This is a genomic window from Enterobacter bugandensis (assembly GCF_900324475.1).
Lineage (GTDB): Bacteria > Pseudomonadota > Gammaproteobacteria > Enterobacterales > Enterobacteriaceae > Enterobacter > Enterobacter bugandensis.
In genome coordinates this window covers 4,219,921-4,237,020 of record NZ_LT992502.1, presented here as the reverse complement: position 1 = coordinate 4,237,020, position 17,100 = coordinate 4,219,921, and the positions used below count along the sequence as shown (strand labels likewise).

Genomic DNA, 17,100 nt, shown 5'->3' with positions numbered 1-17,100 from the left:
AAATACTGGTCTTATCAGGGAAGATTATCAACCGCAATCCAAAAAAGATTTGCGGTTGAGAGGTAATCTGCGGGAAAACGCACAGTTTCGCGAACTATCGCAACCACTGGCGGAACTTCTTGTAACGCCATGCTAAAAGCGCCACGGCTGCCAGCGCGTAAAGGACCGGCTGCGGAGAGAGGATCTTCACCGACCACAGATAATGAATGGGGGCGAGGATCGCGACAAGATAGACGAAGTTGTGCAGCAACTGCCAGCGACGGCCCAGCTTTCGCTGCGCATATTGCGTGGATGTCAGCGCTAACGCCAGCAGGATCAGCCAGCTAACAATGCCCAGCATCAGGTAAGGGCGTGTTACCAGCTCGCGGCCAAGCAGTGTCAGATTGTTAATTCCCAGTTCCAGCAGGGCGTAACTGGTGAGGTGCAGGGTCGCCCAGGCAAAACACCATAGCCCCAAAAGCCGACGGGTGCGTATCAATAATGGCTGTTTAGCGTAGCGCGCCAGCGGCGAGACGAGCAAGGTGGCCAGTAAAAATTTCAGAGCCATCCGACCGGTAAAATGCTGGATATCCTTTGCCGGATCGGCGCTAAAGAGGCCCTGGCTGGCCGCCCAGAACAGCCAGATAAAAGGAAGTATCCCGGCTAAATGCAGCAGCACTTTCAGCCAGGTAATCTGCTTTGCCGTTAAACGCACTCAGAAGTTCTCCCGTAAATTGAGGCCACGGTAAAGGGACGCCACTTCATCCGCATACCCGTTAAACAGCAGCGTGGGCTGGCGCTTCACGTCCAGCGCGCCGCCGGAGCCAATAAAGCGTTCCGTCGCCTGCGACCAGCGGGGATGATCCACATGCGGGTTCACGTTGGCGAAGAAGCCGTATTCACCCGGCGCCGCCAGGTTCCATGTCGTCGGCGGACGTTCGCGGGTCAGCTTAATGCTGACGATCGATTTAATCCCTTTGAAACCGTATTTCCACGGCACGGTTAAACGGATGGGGGCACCGTTCTGCGGCGGAAGCGCCTTGCCGTAAACGCCGACGGTCAGGAGGGTAAGGGGATGCATGGCTTCGTCAAGACGTAACCCTTCAACGTATGGATACTCCAGCCCGCCGCCGATGAACCGGTCTTTCTGGCCCGGCATCTCGTCCGGGGCGTAGCGCGTCTGGAAGGCGACGTATTTTGCGTTGCTGGTGGGTTCAACCATCGCCAGCAGCTTATGCAGCGGGAAGCCTACCCAGGGCACCACCATCGACCAGGCCTCTACGCAGCGCATGCGATAGATACGCTCCTCAAGCGGGAAGCGGGTGGTCAGATCGTGATGGTCCAGCGTCAGAGGTTTTGCCACTTCACCGTCGATTTTCATCGTCCACGGATCGGTTTTCATGCTGCCGGCATTGGCGGCAGGATCGGCTTTATCCAGACCAAATTCGTAGAAGTTGTTGTAGCCGGTGACTTTATCTTCCGGCGTGAGCGCCAGCGTGTTTTGCCATTCTGCGGGTTTGGTAAAGGTAAGCGGGGCACCGGAAGGCGCCTTAGGGCGATCGTTGCCTTTGAACCAGTCGAGCAGGTCGGCGTGTGCCGCTGGAGAGAGCGTCAGTGCCGTGGCGCTGATGCCAAGCATTTTCAGGATCTGGCGGCGCTGTAACATAAAGACAGATTCAGACGTTACGTCGGCTTCCGTCAGTTTTCGGTTTTTCATGGCATCCTCCGTCATGCGTTTTTCTAAGCATGACGGAGGAGAAGCGTTAGCGCGAATATGTCACGAAAATTTGAAGATTAGGCGATTTTCACCAGCGCGCGGCCGTGGAACTGGTTATCCATGATCTTGCTGGCATATTCAGGTGCCTGGCTGAGCGTAATTTCGGTAGCGCTCTGGGTATAGAACGATTCCGGCAAATCGCGCACCAGACGCTCCCATGCCTCTGCACGGCGAGCCGCAGGCGTCATCACGGAATCCACGCCCTGCAGGCGGACGTTACGCAGAATAAATGGCATGACGGTCGTTGGCAGGGCAAATCCCCCGGCCAGGCCGCAGGCTGCCACGCAGCCGCCGTAGTTCATCTGCGCCAGGACTTTTGCCAGCACCTTATCACCGACGGTATCCACCGCACCTGCCCAGACCTGTTTTTCCAGCGGGCGGGTCTCGGCAAACTCATCGCGGCCAAGAATGCGGCTGGCGCCGAGCTGGCGCAGATAATCATGCGTGCTTTCACGGCCGGAAACCGCCGCAACCTGATAACCCAGCTTGTGCAGCAGCGTGACCGCCGTGCTGCCCACGCCACCGCTGGCCCCGGTCACAACAATTTCACCCGACTCGGGGCGAACACCCGCCTCTTCCAGCGCCATCACGCACAGCATGGCGGTAAAGCCTGCGGTACCAACGATCATCGCTTTGCGACCATCTATGCCTTTCGGCATAGGCACCAGCCAGTCGCCCTTCACGCGCGCCTGCGTTGCCAGCCCGCCCCAGTGATTTTCGCCCACGCCCCAGCCGGTGAGCAGCACCTGCTGGCCCGCATGAAAACGGGGATCTTCGCTGCTATGAACCCGGCCAGCAAAATCAATACCCGGCACCATAGGGAAATTTCGGATGATTTTACCCTTGCCGGTGATCGCCAGCGCATCTTTATAATTTAAACTGGACCAGTCGATGTCGACGGTGACGTCGCCTTCCGGCAGGCGAGTCTCTTCTACGGCCTGTACTGAGGCAAGCGTTTTGCCGTCCTGCTGTTCTAAGATTAAAGCCTGCATACGGGGTCCTCACGGCTCAGATGATTGGAAAAGAGTTCCTGAAGACTATACTCGCTCAGGGTAAAGCAATGCCGATTTAACGCAATAAATTGCCAGATACGCCAGGTTTGGTAGTATGCCGCATTTGAAATGCAAGTTAGCGCTTACTCGCTACCCCATCAACCCACGGAGTAATCTCAAGGATGCGATTAACGACGAAGTTCTCGGCTTTTATCACCCTGCTGACGGGGCTTACCATCTTTGTCACGCTTCTTGGTTGCTCTCTGAGCTTTTATAACGCCATTCAGGACAAACTGGTTAACCGGGTGCAGTCCGTTGCGTCGGTCATTGATACGCGTCTGCTGACCACTCCACTTCCTGAGCTATCCCGGGAGCTGGATGAGTTAATGGTGCCGGTTGATATTATTCATGTCGACATCCAGCAGGGAAAGCATCCGGTTTTAAGCCATGAACGACAGGACAGCTATCGACCTGCGGGCGTGGTGAGCCAGTATCGGGAAGTAACGGTGCACTCCCTCAAAAATCCGGGGATGACCATACACATGGTCTACCTCGATCCGATGGCCAGCTATTTCCGATCTATGATGACCACCGCGCCGCTTACTGTTGCCGTCGCCTTCATTATTTTGCTGATTTTTCTCGCGGTCCGCTGGCTGCGCCGCCAGCTTTCAGGCCAGGAACTGCTGGAGATCCGCTCCGTGCGTATCCTGAACGGTGAACGCGGCCCGCAGGTTCGCGGCTCGGTCCATGAATGGCCCTCACGCGCCAGCAGCGCGCTGGATACGCTGCTCTCAGAGATCCAGTTTGCCAGCGACCAGCGCAGCCGAATGGATACGCTGATCCGCTCTTATGCCGCGCAGGATAATAAAACCGGCCTGAACAACCGCCTTTTCTTTGACAATCAACTCGCCACGCTGCTCGACGATCCGGAAAAAGTGGGCACGCACGGGGTGGTGATGATGATTCGCCTGCCCGATTTCGATCTGCTGCGCGACACATGGGGCCAGCGGGCGGCGGAAGAAAATCTATTTACGCTGATCAACCTGCTCTCCACCTTTATTATGCGCTATCCGGGGGCGCTGCTGGCCCGCTACCACCGCAGCGACTTTGCCGTATTGCTGCCGCATCGCACGTTGAAGGAATCAGAAAGCATTGCCAGCCAGCTACTTAAGGCCGTCGACGCGCTGCCGCAGAGCAAAATGCTCGACAGAGACGATATGGTCCATATGGGGATTTGCGCCTGGCGCGGCGGACAGTCGACAGAGCAGGTGATGGAGCATGCGGAAGCGGCCACCCGCAACGCGGTATTGCAAGGGGCGAACGGATGGGCGGTCTATGATGATTCGCTGCCTGAAAAAGGGCGTGGAAACGTGCGCTGGCGTACTTTGATTGAGCAAATGCTGAGTCGCGGCGGGCCGCGTATTTATCAAAAACCGGCGGTCATGAAGAACGGTTTTGTCCACCACCGGGAATTGATGTGCCGTATTTTCGACGGGACGGAAGAGGTTATTTCTGCGGAATATCTGCCGATGGTTCTGCAATTTGGGCTCTCCGAAGAGTATGACCGCCAGCAAATTACACGCTTGATTCCATTTTTATCATTCTGGCCTGAAGAGAATCTGGCGTTACAGGTTACCGTTGAGTCATTAATACGCCCGCGTTTTCAGCGCTGGCTGCGTGATACATTAATGCAATGCGAAAAATCGCAACGCAAACGCATTATTTTTGAACTTGCTGAGGCGGATGTGGGTCAACACATCAGCCGGTTGCGTCCAGTGGTCCGTTTGATCAACGCGCTCGGTGCCCGTGTCGCGGTAACGCAGGCGGGTTTAACGCTGGTCAGTACCAACTGGATCAAGGAGCTGGATGTGGAGCTATTAAAGCTACATCCGGGGCTGGTAAGGAATATTGAGAAGCGCACGGAAAACCAGCTGCTGGTTCAGAGTCTGGTTGAAGCGTGTAAGGGAACGCGAACACAGGTATTTGCCGCAGGCGTGCGCTCCAGAGGCGAATGGCAGATGTTAACAGAGCGCGGAGTGACGGGCGGTCAGGGCGATTTTTTTGCAGCCTCTCAGCCGCTTGACACCAACGTGAAAAAATATTTGCAAAGATACTCTGTTTGACCTGCCGTTTACGTTGTTTTCACGTAGAATATCGCGCCTGTAGCTTTGAGTATGTCGAGCAAAAAGCCAGTGAACGACCTTTAATGGGTTACAAATATCAGTGAGGAACACGACTGTTTACTCAGCCCTGAGGGAGTCAGGGGATGAATTTGTAACAACAGGAAACGTACTGCACAAATTTTCACCGTTGCAGATGATTTTTGCGCCTTGTCGCTGCTGCGTGTGGTTGGTAAAGTAAGCGGATTTTGTTTTCCGCCCCAGCTTTCAGGATTATCCCTTAGTATGTTGAAAAAATTTCGTGGCATGTTTTCCAATGACCTGTCCATTGACCTGGGTACCGCGAATACCCTTATTTATGTAAAAGGACAAGGCATCGTATTGAATGAGCCTTCTGTTGTGGCCATTCGTCAGGATCGTGCAGGCTCGCCGAAAAGCGTGGCCGCAGTGGGTCATGACGCGAAGCAGATGCTGGGTCGTACCCCTGGCAACATCGCCGCTATTCGCCCAATGAAAGACGGCGTTATCGCTGATTTCTTCGTGACTGAAAAAATGCTTCAGCACTTCATCAAGCAGGTTCACAGCAACAGCTTCATGCGCCCAAGCCCGCGTGTTCTGGTGTGTGTGCCGGTTGGCGCAACCCAGGTAGAACGTCGCGCAATCCGTGAATCTGCCCAGGGTGCAGGCGCACGTGAAGTGTTCCTGATTGAAGAGCCAATGGCTGCGGCAATCGGTGCGGGTCTGCCTGTTTCTGAAGCCACCGGTTCTATGGTGGTGGATATCGGTGGTGGTACCACTGAAGTGGCCGTTATCTCACTGAACGGCGTGGTGTACTCCTCCTCCGTACGTATCGGTGGTGACCGCTTCGATGAAGCCATCATCAATTACGTGCGCCGTAACTACGGCTCTCTGATCGGTGAAGCCACCGCAGAGCGTATCAAACACGAAATCGGTTCTGCATATCCGGGCGATGAAGTGCGTGAGATCGAAGTGCGTGGCCGTAACCTGGCGGAAGGTGTTCCACGCGGCTTTACCCTGAACTCCAACGAAATTCTGGAAGCACTGCAGGAACCACTGACGGGCATCGTGAGCGCGGTAATGGTTGCGCTGGAACAGTGCCCACCAGAGCTGGCGTCCGACATCTCCGAGCGCGGTATGGTTCTGACCGGTGGTGGTGCGCTGCTGCGTAACCTCGACCGCCTGTTGATGGAAGAGACAGGTATTCCTGTCGTAGTTGCAGAAGATCCACTGACTTGCGTCGCCCGCGGTGGTGGCAAGGCGCTGGAAATGATCGACATGCACGGCGGCGACTTGTTCAGCGAAGAGTAGTCATGGTGAAAGGGTAGCGAATCGCTACCCTTTCTCTCTGACACGAGAATACGCATAGCCTATGAAGCCAATTTTTAGCCGTGGCCCATCGCTACAGTTTCGCCTCATTCTGGCGGTTCTGGTTGCGCTTGGCGTCATTATTGCCGATAGCCGCCTCGGTACGTTCAGCCAGATCCGAACGTACATGGATACCGCCGTCAGTCCTTTCTACTTTATATCAAATGGTCCCCGTGAACTGCTCGACTCCGTTTCTCAAACGCTGTCTTCACGAGACCAGCTCGAACTTGAAAACCGGGCATTACGCCAGGAACTGCTGCTGAAAAACAGCGAACTGCTGATGCTGGGGCAATACAAGCAGGAAAACGCGCGTCTGCGTGAACTGCTCGGCTCGCCGCTGCGTCAGGACGAGCAGAAGATGGTTACCCAAGTGATCTCCACCGTGAACGACCCTTACAGCGATCAGGTTGTGATCGACAAAGGGAGCGTGAACGGGGTGTATGAAGGTCAGCCCGTCATCAGTGATAAGGGCGTAGTAGGCCAGGTTGTTGCCGTCGCCAAACTGACCAGCCGCGTGCTGCTGATTTGCGACGCCACCCACGCACTGCCGATCCAGGTCCTGCGTAACGATATCCGCGTGATTGCGGCCGGTAACGGCTGCACGGACGATCTGCAGCTGGAACATCTGCCTGCTAACACGGACATCCGTGTCGGCGACGTGCTGGTGACGTCCGGTCTCGGTGGACGCTTCCCTGAAGGTTACCCGGTTGCGGTGGTCTCTTCGGTTAAGCTGGATACGCAGCGTGCATACACCGTGATTCAGGCCCGTCCAACCGCCGGTTTACAGCGTCTGCGCTACCTGCTGCTGCTCTGGGGTGCCGATCGTAACGGTGCTAACCCGATGACGCCTGAAGAGGTGCATCGCGTGGCGAACGAACGCCTGATGCAGATGATGCCGCAGGTTCTTCCGCCAGCGGACTCTATGGGGCCGCCTGCGCCCGTGCCTGCGCCGGCAACCGGGTTAACGCAGCCGCAGCCTGATGCGCCGCCACCGCCTAAACTCTCTTCGGGAGGGCAGTAGTGGCAAGCTATCGTAGCCAGGGACGCTGGGTCATCTGGCTCTCGTTCCTCATTGCACTGTTGCTGCAGATTATGCCCTGGCCGGATAACATTCTCGTTTTCCGGCCAAACTGGGTCTTGCTCATTTTACTTTACTGGATCCTTGCCCTGCCGCATCGCGTAAATGTCGGCACGGGTTTTGTGATGGGTGCCATACTGGATCTCATTAGTGGCTCTACGCTGGGCGTGCGCGCCCTGTCCATGAGCATTATTGCGTACCTCGTCGCACTGAAATTCCAGCTCTTCCGTAACCTCGCGCTCTGGCAACAGGCCCTGGTCGTGATGCTGTTGTCGCTTGCTGCGGATATCGTTGTTTTCTGGGCAGAGTTTTTAGTGATCAACGTCTCTTTCCGACCGGAAGTGTTCTGGAGTAGTGTAGTAAACGGTGTGCTCTGGCCGTGGCTATTCCTGCTGATGCGTAAGGTTCGCCAGCAGTTTGCTGTGCAATAAAAGGTTTCTATGACGTCTCTGTATCTTGCTTCCGGCTCCCCGCGCCGTCAGGAACTCCTGACGCAGCTAGGGCTCTCTTTTGAACGCATCGTGACCGGCATTGAAGAAAAACGTGCTGAAGGCGAAAGTGCTCAGCAGTACGTGTCTCGCCTGGCACGCGAGAAAGCGCAGGCGGGCGTGGCCTGCGTGCCGCGCGATCTGCCCGTGCTGGGAGCAGATACCATCGTTATCCTTAACGGTGAAGTCCTCGAGAAACCGCATGACGCCGACCATGCGGCGCGCATGCTGCGCAAGATGTCCGGGCAAACGCACCAGGTGATGACGGCCGTCGCGCTGGCGGACAGCCAGCACGTGCTGGATTGCCTGGTGGTTACGGATGTCACGTTCAGAGTGATTACCGACGACGAGATCGCCGCTTATATTGCCAGCGGTGAACCGATGGATAAAGCAGGTGCATACGGTATTCAAGGGTTGGGTGGCTGTTTTGTCAGGAAGATTAATGGCAGCTATCACGCCGTAGTCGGCTTACCGCTGGTGGAAACGTATGAGTTGCTGAGCAATTTTAACTCACTGCGTGAGGGAAGGGATAATTATGACGGCTGAATTGTTGGTAAACGTAACGCCATCGGAAACCCGTGTGGCCTATATTGACGGTGGCATTCTTCAGGAAATTCATATTGAGCGTGAAGCGCGGCGCGGAATAGTAGGCAATATCTACAAAGGTCGTGTCAGTCGTGTACTGCCGGGTATGCAGGCGGCTTTTGTAGATATTGGACTGGATAAGGCGGCATTTTTACATGCCTCCGACATCATGCCGCACACCGAGTGCGTCGCGGGCGAAGAACAAAAGCAGTTTGCCGTGCGCGACATTTCCGAGCTGGTGCGTCAGGGCCAGGACTTAATGGTGCAGGTGGTGAAAGATCCCCTTGGCACCAAAGGTGCCCGTCTGACCACCGACATTACCTTACCTTCCCGCTATCTGGTCTTTATGCCCGGCGCGTCGCACGTGGGCGTTTCGCAGCGTATTGAGAGCGAAAGCGAGCGCGAGCGGCTGAAGAAAGTGGTCAGCGCCTACTGCGATGAACAGGGCGGGTTTATTATCCGTACCGCTGCAGAAGGGATCAGCGAAGAAGACCTGGCGTCGGATGCGGCTTACCTGAAGCGCGTCTGGACCAAAGTGATGGAGCGTAAAAAACGCAACCAGACTCGCTACCAGCTGTACGGTGAGCTGGCGCTTGCGCAGCGCGTGCTGCGTGACTTTGCCGATGCCCAACTCGACCGCATTCGCGTGGACTCTCGCCTGACGTATGAAGCGCTGCTGGAGTTTACCGCTGAATACATCCCGGAAATGCCGGGCCTGCTGGAGCATTACACCGGGCGTCAGCCGATCTTCGATCTCTATGATGTCGAAAACGAGATCCAGCGAGCGCTAGAACGCAAGGTCGAACTGAAGTCCGGCGGCTATCTGATCATCGATCAGACCGAAGCGATGACCACCGTCGATATCAACACCGGCGCGTTTGTCGGTCATCGCAATCTGGACGACACCATCTTCAACACCAACATCGAAGCCACGCAGGCGATTGCGCGTCAGCTTCGTCTGCGCAACCTCGGCGGCATTATCATCATCGACTTTATCGATATGAGTAATGAAGACCATCGTCGTCGCGTGCTGCACTCGCTGGAGCAGGCGCTGAGTAAAGATCGCGTGAAAACCAGCATCAATGGCTTCTCTCAGCTGGGGCTGGTGGAAATGACCCGGAAACGGACCCGCGAAAGCGTGGAACATGTCCTGTGTAATGAGTGTCCAACCTGCCATGGACGCGGAACGGTAAAGACGGTTGAGACCGTCTGCTATGAAATTATGCGTGAAATCGTCCGTGTTCATCATGCCTACGACTCCGATCGTTTTCTGGTCTATGCTTCCCCTGCGGTGGCTGAAGCCCTGAAAGGCGAAGAGTCGCACGCGCTGGCGGAAGTGGAAATCTTTGTCGGCAAACAGGTAAAAGTACAAATTGAACCGCTCTATAACCAGGAGCAGTTTGACGTCGTAATGATGTAAAACGCAGTACGCTGCGTGACGAAAGCTGACAAGGAGAGATGCGTGAGGCGATTGCCGGGGATTTTAGTGCTTACAGGGGCAACGCTGGTCGTGATTGTCGCGTTGCTCGTGAGCGGGCTACGCCTCGTTTTACCGCATCTGGACAGCTGGCGTCCGCAGCTGCTGGCGAAAATCGAATCCACCACCGGCGTGCCGGTCGACGTAAGCCAGGTTAGCGCCAGCTGGCAGAATTTTGGCCCGACGCTGGATGTCCGTGACATCAACGCCAGCCTGAAAGATGGTGGTCATCTTAAAATCAAACGCGTAACCCTGGCGCTGGACGTCTGGCAAAGCCTGCTACATCTGCGCTGGCAGTTTCGCGATCTCACCTTTTATCAACTCCAGTTTCTGACCAATACGCCGCTGACGGGCGGTGATAACAATCAGGGCCTGGAAGCCAACCGCTTCAGCGATCTCTTCCTCCGCCAGTTCGATCATTTCGATCTGCGCGACAGCGAAGTGAGCTTTATTACCCTTTCTGGCCAGCGCGCCGAACTGGCGATCCCGCAGCTGACCTGGCTTAACGGCAAGGATCGACACCGCGCCGAGGGGCAGGTCAATCTTTCCAGCCTGAACGGCCAGCACGGCGTCATGCAGGTGCGTATGGACTTGCGTGACGATGACGGCCTGTTAAACAACGGCAAAGTCTGGCTGCAGGCCGACGATGTGGATGTAAAGCCCTGGCTCGGCGACTGGCTGCAGCAAAACATGCAGCTGGAAACCGCCCGTTTCAGCCTTGAGGGCTGGATGACCCTGACGAAAGGGAAATTTGCCAGCGGCGATATCTGGCTGAAGCAAGGGGGCGCGAGCTGGAAGGGTGAAAGACAGCAGCATCAGCTTTCCGTCGATAACCTCACCGCGCACGTGACGCAGGAAAAAGAGGGCTGGCAGTTCGCCATCCCGGATACGCGCATCACGATGGACGGCAAGCCGTGGCCGCGCGGTGCGTTGACGCTGGCCTGGATGCCGGAGCAGGACGTGGGCGGCGCGGCGAGTAAACGCAGCGATGAGCTGCGCATCCGCGCCAGCAACCTGGATCTGGCGGCCATTGAAGGCCTGCGCTCCATGGCGGCAAAGCTCTCTCCGGACCTGGGCGAGATCTGGCTGGCAACGCAGCCGAGCGGAAAAATTGATTCTCTGGCGCTGGATATCCCGCTTCAGGCGACGGAAAAAACCCGTTTCCAGGCAACATGGAAAGATCTTGCCTGGAAGCAGTGGAAGATGCTGCCGGGCGCGGAGCATTTCAGCGGCAAGCTGGAAGGCAGCGTGGAGAACGGCAGGCTGACGGCCGATATGCACAACGCTAAAATGCCTTACGAGACGGTCTTCCGCGCGCCGCTGGAAATTGAGCAGGGCAGCGCGGTGCTTAACTGGCTCCGTAACGATAAGGGCTTCCAGCTTGATGGTCGCCATATCGACGTCAAAGCCAAAGCGGTACACGCGCGGGGTGACTTCCGCTATTTACAGCCGCAGGGTGACGAACCGTGGCTGGGCATTTTGGCCGGGATCAGTACCGATGACGGTTCTCAGGCCTGGCGCTATTTCCCGGAAAATCTGATGGGTAAAGCGCTGGTCGACTATCTGAGCGGCGCAATTCAGGGCGGTCAGGCGGAAAACGCCACGCTGGTCTACGGCGGTAACCCGCATCTTTTCCCGTACAAACATAATGAGGGGCAGTTCCAGGTGCTGGTGCCGCTGCACGACGCCACCTTCGCGTTCCAGCCGGGCTGGCCCGCGCTGAAAAACCTGGATATCGAGCTTAACTTCCTCAACGACGGATTATGGATGAAGGCGGACAACGTTGCGCTGGGAGGCGTAACGGCCAGCAACCTGACGGCCAACATCCCGGACTACTCAAAAGAGAAGCTGCTGATTGATGCCGACATCAACGGCCCGGGGAAAGCGGTGGGGCCGTACTTTGAGGAGACGCCACTCAAAGAGTCGCTGGCGGCGACCCTTCAGCAGCTCCAGCTCGATGGCGATGTGAATGCTCGCTTACATCTTGATATCCCGCTGGACGGTGAAATGACCACCGCCAAAGGTGACGTCCGTCTGAAGAACAACAGCCTGTACATTAAACCGCTTCATAGCACCCTGAAAGACCTCAGCGGACAGTTCAGCTTTGTGAACGGTAATTTGAAAAGCGAACCGCTGACCGCCAGCTGGTTTAATCAGCCGGTGAATATCGACTTCTCAACAGCCGAGGGGCAAAAGGCTTATCAGGTGGCCGTTAATCTGGACGGCAACTGGCAGCCGTCGCGTATGGACGTCCTGCCGAAGCCGATTGAGGCGTCAGTAGCGGGCGCGGTCGCCTGGCAGGGCAAAGTGGCAATCGACCTGCCTTATCACGCGGGTGCACACTATAAGGTCGACATTACGGGTGACCTGAAGAATCTTCAAAGCCAGCTGCCTGCGCCGCTGGATAAACAGGCCGGACAGCCACTGCCGGTGAAGCTTAACGTGGATGGCAATCTGGACAGCTTCGCGCTGACCGGAAGCGCGGGCGGAACAAACCACTTTAACAGCCGCTGGCTGCTTAACCGCAAGCTTACCCTCGACAAAGCCATCTGGACGACGGACAGCAAAACCACGCCGCCGTTGCCTGAGCATGCGGGCGTTGAGCTGAATCTCCCGCCGATGGACGGCGCGGAGTGGCTGGCGCTCTTCCAGAAAGGCGTTGGGCAAAACGTTGATGAGGCCGCCCAGTTCCCGCAGACCATTACCGTACGCACGCCGTCGCTGATGCTGGGCGGACAGCAGTGGAACAATCTGAGCATTGTCTCCCAGCCAACCGCTAACGGCTCAAAAGTGGAGGCGCAGGGCCGGGAAATCAACGGCACGCTGACCATGCGCAATAACGCGCCGTGGCAGGCAGCGATCCGCTATCTCTACTACAATCCGGCTGCCGCGAGTAAAGATAAACCGGCGAATACATCGCCGCTGAGTAATACTACCCGCGTCGATTTTAGCGGCTGGCCCGATCTGCAGCTGCGCTGCGCGGAGTGCTGGCTGTGGGGGCAAAAATATGGCCGTATCGACGGTGATTTTGCCATCCAGGGGAATACGCTCAAGCTCTCCGGCGGATTGATCGACACCGGCTTTGGCCGTATGACGGCGGGTGGAGAGTGGGTGAATAACCCGGGCGAGCAGCGCACGTCTTTGAAGGGCGACATTAAAGGCAACAAGCTGGATGCGGCAGCCAACTTCTTTGGCATCAGCACGCCGCTGCGCGGCTCCTCGTTTAACGTTAATTACGATCTTCACTGGCGTGCCGCGCCGTGGACACCGGACGAAGCGTCACTGAACGGTATTCTGAAAACACACTTTGGCAAAGGTGAAATCGCCGACGTGAGCACGGGGCGTGCCGGGCAGATCCTGCGTCTGCTGAGTTTTGATGCGCTGCTTCGCAAGCTGCGCTTCGATTTCAGCGACACCTTCAGCGAAGGTTTCTATTACGATTCCATCCGCAGTACGGCTTGGATCAAGGACGGCGTTCTGCACACGGACGACACGCTGGTGGATGGGCTGGAAGCGGACATCGCCATGAAAGGCTCAGTCAACCTCGTGCGTCGCGAACTGGATATGGAAGCCGTGGTGGCGCCGGAAATTTCCGCCAGCGTGGGCGTGGCGGCGGCCTTTGTGGTTAACCCGATTGTCGGTGCGGCGGTGTTTGCCGCCAGTAAAGTGCTGGGGCCGCTGTGGAGCAAGGTCTCCATTCTGCGCTACCGCATTACCGGTCCGGTGGATAAACCGCAGATTAACGAGGTGCTGCGCCAGCCGCGCAAAGATGCACAGCAATGATTTGACGTGGGCTGGTAATTGCCTCACTCTCAATAAATACGATCTTTATACCGCCACGGGCGGCAACGAACGAGTAGCAATACGATGAGTCTGAATCTGGTAAGTGAACATTTGCTCGCAGCGAACGGCCTGAGCCATCAGGACCTGTTCTCCATTCTTGGTCAACTGACCGAACGCCGTCTCGACTACGGCGATCTCTATTTCCAGTCGAGCTATCACGAATCCTGGGTTTTAGAAGACAGCATCATCAAAGATGGCTCATATAACATTGACCAGGGCGTCGGCGTGCGCGCCATCAGCGGCGAAAAAACCGGTTTTGCCTATGCCGACCAGATTAGCCTGGCCGCGCTTGAGCAGAGCGCTCAGGCCGCGCGTACCATTGTGCGCGATGCCGGCGACGGTCGCGTAAAAACCCTGGGTGAAGTGCAGCACTCCGCGCTTTATACCAGCATCGACCCGCTGCAGAGCATGAGCCGCGAAGAGAAGCTGGACATCCTGCGCCGCGTGGATAAAGTGGCGCGCGCTGCCGACAAACGTGTTCAGGAAGTCTCCGCCAGCCTGAGCGGTGTGTATGAACTGATTCTGGTGGCGGCAACGGACGGTACGCTGGCGGCCGATGTGCGTCCGCTGGTGCGTCTCTCCATCAGCGTGCAGGTCGATGACAACGGCAAACGCGAGCGCGGCTCAAGCGGCGGCGGCGGTCGTTTCGGCTATGACTGGTTCCTGGGTGATGTTGACGGCGAAGCGCGCGCTGACGCGTGGGCTAAAGAAGCCGTGCGCATGGCGCTGGTGAATCTTAATGCTGTTGCGGCGCCGGCCGGGACATTCCCGGTGGTGCTGGGCGCAGGCTGGCCGGGCGTGCTGCTGCACGAAGCGGTGGGCCACGGTCTGGAAGGCGATTTTAACCGTCGTGGGACGTCCGTGTTCAGCGGCCAGATCGGACAGCTCGTCTCCTCTGAGCTTTGCACCGTAGTGGATGATGGCACCATGCTTGACCGCCGCGGCTCGATTTCTATCGACGATGAAGGTACGCCAGGCCAGTACAACGTGCTGATCGAAAACGGCGTGCTGAAAGGCTACATGCAGGACAAACTCAACGCGCGCCTGATGGGCGTAGCGCCAACGGGTAACGGCCGCCGTGAATCTTACGCGCACCTGCCGATGCCGCGCATGACCAACACCTATATGCTGCCGGGCAAATCCACGCCGCAGGAGATTATCGAATCCGTGGATTACGGTATCTTTGCGCCAAACTTTGGCGGCGGCCAGGTGGATATCACCTCCGGTAAGTTTGTCTTCTCGACCTCAGAAGCGTATCTGATCGAGAAGGGCAAAGTGACCAAAGCGGTGAAAGGCGCGACGCTGATTGGCTCCGGCATTGAAGCCATGCAGCAGATTTCCATGGTTGGTAACGATCTGAAGCTGGATAACGGCGTGGGCGTCTGCGGTAAAGAAGGCCAGAGCCTGCCGGTTGGCGTGGGTCAGCCAACGCTGAAAGTGGATAATCTGACGGTGGGCGGCACGGCCTGACCTGAGCAAACATAAAAAATGGCGCTACAGATGTAGCGCCATTTTTTTAACGTAAGTTACCCAGCGGGATCTCCGGATCCGGCTCGTGAGTAATGCGGTTACGCAAGTCACGTCGAATGATTTCGATCGACCAGAACCAGACCAGATGACCCACGATCTCTGACACGTGTTCATACCAGGGCAGATCAAACAGCGGTGGCGTCAGCCCCATCAGCGGGAAGGAGAGCATGTGAACAAAAAGCTGTGCCAATGCACCCGCCAGCAAACCCTGCCAGAGTTTAATTTTCGGGAAGACTTCAGCAACGACACAATACCCAACCGCGAAGACGATTGAGAAAATAATATGCGTTACGCCGACCCAGTTAAATATATGTCCGGCAAAGGTATAAACTGCTGCGTTAGGATCAACTACGCCCAGCCAGTCGCGTAAAAAAACATAGGGTGGATTTAAAAAATTGCGGGAGCAATCTATCTGGCCTGCGGCTCTTATTAATTGCTCAGGGCCGCATGCGCCGGTAAATAAATCGGTGGGACTGCGTGGCGGGAGTGGTACCTCGGCTCCCCATTTGACAAACGCGGAGACAATTCCTGCAATTAAGCCAATGAACGCGGCGAGTCCGTAGCGCCTGCGTGACGGCGGTGTTTGTTCAAATAGATTCATTTCGTTTCCTTGTTTAACGTCATCCTGCGGAATACATTTTATTATTCAAATCAGCAACAAAATAATAACAGTCTGAATGCCAGACTGTTTATAAGGTAAAGGGCAGGCGGCGGCAGTGTCAATTCGCTATTCCTGATAGAAGCTAAAGAATATTCCTGGATGAAGGCCGACTTCATCCTGAAATATTAATGGCGCGGATATTTCAGAAATTAATTACTTATTCCTTTCTTCTTCCGCGCATTCCCTGAAACAGCTCTGCTACGTCGACAAAATAGTCGGTCAGATAGTTAATACACACCTGTACTTTGAGGGGCAGCTTGTCCTTCTCGGTATACAGGGCGTAGACCGGGCGTGGATCGGACTGATAGCGCGGGAAGAGGATCTCCAGCACGCCGCTGTTGATCTCATTGATCACCCACATCAGCGGCACGTAGGCGATCCCGGCGCCGGCCACCAGCCAGCGCGAAATGGTCATCGGATCGTTGGTGACGAACCGGCCTTCCGGCAGCAGCCTGGTGGAGATCCCTTCCGGAGCAATCAGCTCAAATTCATTATCGGGGCGGACGCTGTACTCCAGCCAGGAGTGGTTAGCGAGATCGGCAGGTTTCTCGGGCACACCGTACTGCGCCAGATAGCTCTTCGAGGCACAGACCACCATCGGCATGCTTCCGAGGCGACGTGAGAACAGGCTGGAGTCCTGCAACGCGCCAACGCGGATCACCACGTCTAATCCATCGGCGATCAGGTCTGGGGCAGGGATGCCCGTCACCAGATTGACGGTAAGCCCAGGGTACTCTTTCAGCATGTCCGCCGTCATGGCAGCGAGAACATTTTGTGCCATAGTTGAAGAACACCCTATACGCAGCGTGCCGATGGGCGTGTTGTTAAAGGCATAGAGTTGTTCGTGAACATCCTGCACTTCATGCAGCATGCGGCGACAGCCCTGATAGTAAATTTTACCGGCTTCCGTCAACCCGATGCTGCGGGTGCTGCGGTTGAGCAGCTTAACCTGAAGCTCATCTTCCAGTTTGGACACCGTCTGGCTGATGGATGAGACGCTCATCTGAAGCTGGCGCGCAGCGGCGGTAAATGAGCCGAGTTCAACCACTTTGGCGAAGACGGACATGCGTTTTAAACGTTCCATTGTTCACTCTGGCTTAAAAGTGATTTAGATCACATATGATAGATAACAGCATAACAGTTACGTTAATATATTATTAATTACATAACGGCTGCGCCATTCT

General features: G+C 56.2%; 13 protein-coding genes. 8 read left to right on the top strand and 5 right to left on the bottom strand.

Features of this window, described 5'->3' with window-relative positions; genetic code table 11:
• Positions 1–94: 94 nt before the first annotated feature.
• The 3 genes from msrQ to acuI all read right to left on the bottom strand — a co-directional run bounded on the left by msrQ (position 95) and on the right by acuI (position 2,748).
• Positions 95–694 (bottom strand): protein-methionine-sulfoxide reductase heme-binding subunit MsrQ, encoded by a 600-nt coding sequence (gene msrQ / locus DG357_RS20485; RefSeq protein WP_028014609.1) that lies wholly within the window; start codon positions 692–694, stop codon positions 95–97.
• A complete protein-coding gene (msrP, locus tag DG357_RS20480) occupies positions 695–1,696 on the bottom strand; it encodes a protein-methionine-sulfoxide reductase catalytic subunit MsrP (protein ID WP_088204336.1) in 1,002 nt (333 codons plus the stop codon).
• A 77-nt stretch (positions 1,697–1,773) separates the two neighbouring features.
• Complete coding sequence (gene acuI / locus DG357_RS20475) at positions 1,774–2,748, bottom strand: acrylyl-CoA reductase (NADPH) (RefSeq protein WP_041907830.1); 975 nt, start codon at positions 2,746–2,748, stop codon at positions 1,774–1,776.
• Between the two features lie 182 nt (positions 2,749–2,930).
• On the opposite strand from acuI, the gene csrD reads away from it, so the two are divergent.
• The 8 genes from csrD to tldD all read left to right on the top strand — a co-directional run bounded on the left by csrD (position 2,931) and on the right by tldD (position 15,195).
• Positions 2,931–4,871: an RNase E specificity factor CsrD gene (csrD, locus tag DG357_RS20470; protein ID WP_088204337.1), complete on the top strand. Its 1,941-nt coding sequence runs from the start codon at positions 2,931–2,933 to the stop codon at positions 4,869–4,871.
• A 282-nt stretch (positions 4,872–5,153) separates the two neighbouring features.
• Positions 5,154–6,197, top strand: coding sequence for a rod shape-determining protein MreB (gene mreB / locus DG357_RS20460; RefSeq protein WP_000913396.1), 1,044 nt, complete (start codon positions 5,154–5,156; stop codon positions 6,195–6,197).
• A gap of 61 nt (positions 6,198–6,258) precedes the next feature.
• Positions 6,259–7,275: a rod shape-determining protein MreC gene (gene mreC, locus DG357_RS20455; protein WP_028014605.1), complete on the top strand. Its 1,017-nt coding sequence runs from the start codon at positions 6,259–6,261 to the stop codon at positions 7,273–7,275.
• Positions 7,275–7,763: a rod shape-determining protein MreD gene (gene mreD, locus DG357_RS20450; RefSeq protein ID WP_008502849.1), complete on the top strand. Its 489-nt coding sequence runs from the start codon at positions 7,275–7,277 to the stop codon at positions 7,761–7,763. The genes mreC and mreD overlap by 1 nt, the downstream gene beginning before the upstream one ends.
• Positions 7,764–7,772: 9 nt before the next feature.
• Complete coding sequence (locus DG357_RS20445) at positions 7,773–8,366, top strand: Maf family protein (protein ID WP_088204338.1); 594 nt, start codon at positions 7,773–7,775, stop codon at positions 8,364–8,366.
• The gene (rng, locus tag DG357_RS20440) at positions 8,356–9,825 is read left to right on the top strand and encodes a ribonuclease G (RefSeq protein WP_008502847.1); all 1,470 of its coding nucleotides are present in this window, start codon (positions 8,356–8,358) and stop codon (positions 9,823–9,825) included. The genes DG357_RS20445 and rng overlap by 11 nt, the downstream gene beginning before the upstream one ends.
• Before the next feature lie 42 nt (positions 9,826–9,867).
• Entirely contained in the window at positions 9,868–13,665 is a 3,798-nt protein-coding gene (gene yhdP, locus DG357_RS20435) for an AsmA2 domain-containing protein YhdP (RefSeq protein WP_088204339.1), read from the top strand.
• 84 nt (positions 13,666–13,749) lie between these two features.
• On the top strand, positions 13,750–15,195 hold the full coding sequence (gene tldD / locus DG357_RS20430; RefSeq protein WP_028014602.1) for a metalloprotease TldD: 1,446 nt from the start codon (positions 13,750–13,752) through the stop codon (positions 15,193–15,195).
• 46 nt (positions 15,196–15,241) lie between these two features.
• Here tldD and DG357_RS20425 read toward each other — a convergent pair whose 3' ends face one another.
• Together DG357_RS20425 and aaeR are read right to left on the bottom strand one after the other, a co-directional pair.
• Entirely contained in the window at positions 15,242–15,856 is a 615-nt protein-coding gene (locus DG357_RS20425) for a YagU family protein (protein WP_032644925.1), read from the bottom strand.
• A gap of 217 nt (positions 15,857–16,073) precedes the next feature.
• Complete coding sequence (gene aaeR, locus DG357_RS20420) at positions 16,074–17,000, bottom strand: HTH-type transcriptional activator AaeR (protein ID WP_028014600.1); 927 nt, start codon at positions 16,998–17,000, stop codon at positions 16,074–16,076.
• Positions 17,001–17,100 lie beyond the last annotated feature (100 nt).

What these genes read in the sequence shown, in the direction of transcription:
- aaeR (WP_028014600.1), bottom strand. Translation starts at nt 17,000, where the DNA reads ATGGAACGTTTAAAACGCATGTCCGTCTTCGCCAAAGTGGTTGAACTC.
- msrP (WP_088204336.1), bottom strand. Translation starts at nt 1,696, where the DNA reads ATGAAAAACCGAAAACTGACGGAAGCCGACGTAACGTCTGAATCTGTC.
- DG357_RS20445 (WP_088204338.1), top strand. Translation starts at nt 7,773, where the DNA reads ATGACGTCTCTGTATCTTGCTTCCGGCTCCCCGCGCCGTCAGGAACTC.
- acuI (WP_041907830.1), bottom strand. Translation starts at nt 2,748, where the DNA reads ATGCAGGCTTTAATCTTAGAACAGCAGGACGGCAAAACGCTTGCCTCA.
- rng (WP_008502847.1), top strand. Translation starts at nt 8,356, where the DNA reads ATGACGGCTGAATTGTTGGTAAACGTAACGCCATCGGAAACCCGTGTG.
- DG357_RS20425 (WP_032644925.1), bottom strand. Translation starts at nt 15,856, where the DNA reads ATGAATCTATTTGAACAAACACCGCCGTCACGCAGGCGCTACGGACTC.
- mreC (WP_028014605.1), top strand. Translation starts at nt 6,259, where the DNA reads ATGAAGCCAATTTTTAGCCGTGGCCCATCGCTACAGTTTCGCCTCATT.
- tldD (WP_028014602.1), top strand. Translation starts at nt 13,750, where the DNA reads ATGAGTCTGAATCTGGTAAGTGAACATTTGCTCGCAGCGAACGGCCTG.
- mreB (WP_000913396.1), top strand. Translation starts at nt 5,154, where the DNA reads ATGTTGAAAAAATTTCGTGGCATGTTTTCCAATGACCTGTCCATTGAC.
- csrD (WP_088204337.1), top strand. Translation starts at nt 2,931, where the DNA reads ATGCGATTAACGACGAAGTTCTCGGCTTTTATCACCCTGCTGACGGGG.